Source organism: Marinagarivorans sp., assembly GCF_982758155.1.
Genome location: NZ_CEXWTU010000293.1, coordinates 1 through 5,056, shown reverse-complemented (window position 1 = coordinate 5,056; position 5,056 = coordinate 1). Strand labels below are relative to the sequence as shown.

Annotated in this window: 4 protein-coding genes; all 4 read left to right on the top strand. The window is 49.1% G+C overall.

Translation table 11 applies throughout. From position 1 onward, the window contains the following. Positions 1-1,004 (top strand): 2,3-bisphosphoglycerate-independent phosphoglycerate mutase (gpmI, locus tag AC3A8L_RS19650; protein WP_487963968.1); only part of this gene is annotated, 1,004 nt, incomplete at its 5' end. Positions 1,005-1,276: 272 nt separating this feature from the next. Then, positions 1,277-2,470: a murein hydrolase activator EnvC family protein gene (locus tag AC3A8L_RS19645; RefSeq protein WP_487963967.1), complete on the top strand. Its 1,194-nt coding sequence runs from the start codon at positions 1,277-1,279 to the stop codon at positions 2,468-2,470. A gap of 66 nt (positions 2,471-2,536) precedes the next feature. After that, on the top strand, positions 2,537-3,913 hold the full coding sequence (locus AC3A8L_RS19640) for a S41 family peptidase (RefSeq protein WP_487963969.1): 1,377 nt from the start codon (positions 2,537-2,539) through the stop codon (positions 3,911-3,913). After that, complete coding sequence (locus tag AC3A8L_RS19635) at positions 3,913-5,004, top strand: divergent polysaccharide deacetylase family protein (RefSeq protein ID WP_487963966.1); 1,092 nt, start codon at positions 3,913-3,915, stop codon at positions 5,002-5,004. Before AC3A8L_RS19640 ends, AC3A8L_RS19635 begins: the two co-directional genes overlap by 1 nt. The last annotated feature ends 52 nt before the right edge of the window (positions 5,005-5,056 follow it).

The following is a 5,056-nucleotide window of genomic DNA, read 5'->3' as shown; positions in this document are numbered from 1 at the left end:
CTTCTGTTATTGGTCGTTTTTTCGCATTAGACCGCGACAACCGCTGGGACCGCGTAGAGCAAGCCTATAACGTGATGGTTAACGGCGAAGGCTTGCATACCGCCACAAGCGCACAAGCCGCACTTGCCGCCGCTTATGCCCGTGACGAAAATGATGAGTTTGTCGGTGCCACCACGATTGTCGCCGAAGGCGAAACCGCCGTAAAAATGGAAGATGGCGACAGCGCTATTTTCATGAACTTCCGGCCCGATCGCGCCCGTGAAATTACCCACGCCATTATCGATGCCGACTTCGACGGGTTTGAACGCAAGCGCACAGTAACGTTAGGCGACTACGTTATGACCACCGAATACGCCGCCACTATTGATGCCCCCTGCGCCTTCCCACCCGAAGACGTGAAAAACTCTTTTGGTGAAGTCTTGCAAAACTTGGGTAAAAAGCAGCTACGTATCGCTGAAACTGAAAAATATGCCCACGTAACGTTTTTCTTTAGCGGCGGGCAAGAAACCTTGTACGACGGTGAAGAACGCATTTTAGTCCCCTCACCCGACGTTGCCACTTACGACCTCAAGCCTGAAATGAGCGCCTTTGAGGTGACCGACAAACTGATAGCCGCCATCGAAAGCAATCAGTTTGATGCCATCATTTGTAACTACGCTAACTGCGACCAAGTAGGCCACTCCGGCGTTTACGATGCCGCCATTAAAGCGGTTGAAACCGTTGATGTGTGTATGGGTCGTATTTTTGAATGCCTAGAGAAAGTTGGTGGCCACGCACTAGTGACTGCAGACCACGGCAACGTAGAAGAAATGTTTGACGAAGACTCAAACCAAGTTCACACCCAGCACACAACTCTGCCTGTGCCGCTGGCTTATGTTGGCCCGCTCGCATTAACATTAAAAAATGGCGGCAGCTTGGCCGATATCGCGCCAACCATGCTAGCCTTAATGGAATTAGAGCAACCGGTTGAAATGACCGGTCAAAACCTAGCTGACGTTAAATAAGGGGCGAGGCAATAAAAGTTTGTCCAATTAGACGAGGGCGCCGGTTTTCTCAATAAGGCGCTCAAAGGGGCGCATGCCGGGGCATGTAACGCTTTGAGCAACGCTGTTGAGGAAGCAGGAGGCAAGTATTATTGGATAAAGTATTTTTTCCTCGGCCCTAAGAAACAGCCACCCTTCAACCTCAGAGACTCGCACTGTAATGCTGTCACTGAGATTGAAGGGGTCTTTATTCACCCACCGATATTGTTACGGCAATATCAACAGGAGCCTACATGCGGCTGCACTCGACCCAAGTATTCGTGTTTTCGCGCCTTCAAACGCGCATCGCGGCACGCATTTTACTCACCATCATGTTAGCGACTATGACGCCTTCGCTATGGGCCCAAGATAAAGACCCACGCCAAGCTAAACTGGACGAATTGCGCACTGTTATCAATCAACTCAGAGGCGAGCTAGTTGGCGTTAAAGACGAACGCGACGATCTGCTTAAAAACCTCGAAAAAAGCGAAAGTAAAATTGGCGAACTGAATAAAAAAGCCAAAGAGCTAGAAAATAAAATTGATAACAACCAAACACAGCTATTGGATCTCCGACGGGAAAAGGAGGCCCTTGCCAGCGTAAAAAAGCAGCAACAGCGCCAAGTCACCGAGCAGGTTAATACCGCTTATCGACTGGGCCAGCAGAGTCACTTAAAACTTTTACTGAATCAGCGTGATGCCGCCCTAGTTGCCCGCAATTTAAAATATTTCGATTACATTGCCGCCGCACGCGCCGAGCAAATTGCCGCCGCCAATCATACTATCGAGCGCCTGTCTCGCATTGAGCCTGAAATGGCCGCCGAACAAACCCAGCTTGTCCGCAACAGCAAAAGCCTGCGCGAACAACAACACGCCCTAAGAGCCGAATTCAAAGAGCGTAAGCACACACTTAAAAAGCTTGAGCAAACCATCGTCACTAAAGACCAGCAGCTTAAAGCCTCCGAAAAAAACCAAAAACACCTGCAAAATCTGATTGAACGTGTTGTTCGCGTTGCCGGTGATATTGATGCCCCCGTTAATACCCAAAAAATCACCAGCCTTAAAGGCCAGCTACCCTGGCCCACAAAAGGCCCTGTACGGCACAGCTACAATAGCCAACGCGTGAGCGGTAAAATGCGCTGGCAAGGCATGCTAATTGGCGCGCCAGCCGATTCCCCCGTTAAAGCCGTGCACCATGGCCGCATCGTGTTTGCCGATTACCTTCGCGGGCATGGATTACTGGTTATTGTGGATCACGGCCACGGTATGCTTAGCCTGTATGCGCACAATAAAACCCTCTACAAAACACTCGGCGAGTGGGTTAACGCGGGTGAAATTCTTGCTGCGGTTGGCAATACTGGCGGGCAAGCACAAGCGGGGCTGTATTTTGAAATACGCAAGAATGGTACCCCCACTAACCCTCACCGGTGGCTCAAGAAGTCGGCTTAACCTACAATACTTAGATTCGCTATGTTTAGATTTGCTATAAAAAACAATAATTTTGGAGCTTTTATGATGCCACGCCGTGGATCTTGGTTGTTTGCGTGCTGCACCTTATTGGTTACCGCGCTCCCACTTACGGTTAGCGCCGAGCCACCTACAGGCGAAATAAAAGAGCCTGCAACACAAACTAAAGGCACTCTTCCACTCGAAGATTTACGTGTTTTTACGCAAATATATGAGCAAATTCGCAAAAATTATGTCGAGGAAATCGACGATAAAACTCTGCTGGAATACGCGATTCGCGGCATGCTTAACAAGCTAGACCCGCACTCCGCCTACCTCGACAAATCATCATTTGATGACCTTCAAGTACACACCACCGGTGAATTCGGCGGTATAGGCATTGAGGTGAGTATGGAAGACGGCACCTTGACCGTCGTCACCCCTATCGACGATACGCCAGCGGTTAAAGCCGGTATTGAAGCGGGCGATAAAATCATCAAGCTTGATGATATTTTAGTGAAAGGCCTAAGCCTTGAAGACGCCGTTGATAAAATGCGTGGTATTAAAGGCACCGAAATTGTTTTAACGCTTGTGCGTGAAGGTACCGATGGCCCGTTTGAAATTATTATCGTGCGCGACACCATTAAAGTACGCTCCATCCGCCATGAAATTGTAGAAGAACACTACGGCTACATTCGCGTCGCGCAATTTCAAACCCGCACAGGCGACGATATGATCGCGGCCGTAAAAACCATGCAAGCCGAGAACGACCTGCACGGTTTAATTTTAGATTTACGCAATAACCCAGGTGGCGTACTGCAAGCCTCGGTAGAAATTGCCGGCGCCTTTTTAGATGGCAAAAAAGTGGTTTACACCGAAGGCCGAAGCCCAGGCATGAACGAAGATTTTTTTGCCGAAAAAGGCGATTTAACCCAAGGCCTACCGTTAGTCGTATTAATCAATGATGGCTCGGCATCAGCCAGCGAAATTGTCGCCGGCGCCCTGCAGGACCATAAACGCGCCGTACTGCTAGGCACCCGCAGTTTTGGTAAAGGCTCGGTACAAACTGTTCAACCCATTACACAAGATAAAGCTATAAAATTAACAACAGCGCTTTATTACACGCCCAACGGCCGATCCATTCAAGCACAAGGCATCGTGCCCGATATTCGCGTCGAGCGTGTGCGCGTTACCGCCATTAAAGGGCGCGCCCGTGTGAGCGAGGCCGAGCTTAGTGGGCATATCAATAACAGCACCGGTGACGAAGTCACCCGCAAAGCGCGAAATGCCGAACAAGAAGATACAAAGCTCAGCCTTCAAAACCAAGATAACCAGTTATACGAAGCACTTAACTTACTTAAGGGTTTGAGTATTTTTAATCACGCCGGTAAAACCGCCAACACTGTGGCTAAAACAGAAGCAGACGATATGGCTAGCGAGCAGTAATGGCCCAAAAACGTCGTAAGAAAAAACAATCTGGTAAGTTATTAAACCGCAAAAACTTACCCACCCTTGGCGTAACCGCTTTGTTTTGCACCGGCATAATGGCCGGTGCATTCGCCTTAGATCACGTTTATAAAACACATATAGAAACCGCTCGCCTAGCAGAAGCCGAGCGAATCGCTGCCACTGATGCCGAAGCCCTATCCAAACAAAGACAGTTGAAATTGGCTGATCAAAAGCGACAGCGTGATATACACACTCAAAATCAAAACATTCAACCCAAAAAAATAAGCCCTGCCCAGCCAGCTGTAACAAAAAAAACTGTGCAGACAACCGTAAAAAAGGCGATTTTCTCGTCATACACACCGGCCGCCAGCAGCCCAATTGTTGCCATTGTTATTGATGACATCGGTTATCAGCGCCAAGAAGGCGAGCGCACGCTAGCCCTACCGGCCAAATTAACTGTCGCGGTACTGCCCTTCACCCCCTTCGCACAGTCACTCGCCAAGCAGGCGCCTTTAGAGGGTAAAGAAGTTATGCTTCACGCCCCCATGGAGCCTAAAAAACTGAGTTACTGGGGTGAAGGATTAAAAGCGAGCATGCCCGAAAAAGCCTTGCGCGAAAGCTTTAATAGCATGATTAATGACATCCCCAACTTGGTGGGTATAAATAATCATATGGGTAGCGGCCTTACCGAAAATGCCGAAATTATGGCGTGGCTAATGGAAGAGTTACCCGGCCGCGGTTTTTACTTTATTGATAGCCGTACCACCGCTGCAAGCGCAGCTTACAGTGCCGCTAAAAAGCTGGGCATCCCCACCTACGAGCGCGACGTTTTCCTCGACCACAGCCGCAACCCTAAAGACATTAGCCGCCAGCTAGATAAGCTGATTCTCGAGGCAAAAAAAAATGGCATGGCGCTAGGCATTGGCCACCCCTACCCCGCAACATTGAAGGTCCTAGAAAAGCGTTTACCGGAACTGCATAAGCAAGGTATAGAGTTTGTCACGGTATCCGAACTTTTAAACGCCCGCGCCCAACGCGTTCAATTAGCGCAACAAATCGCTGAAGAACCTCAAGCCCATATTAATTAATGTGTAACCATTCAGGTGCGCTCGAAATAATACTCATTCAAAAGGCGAATTG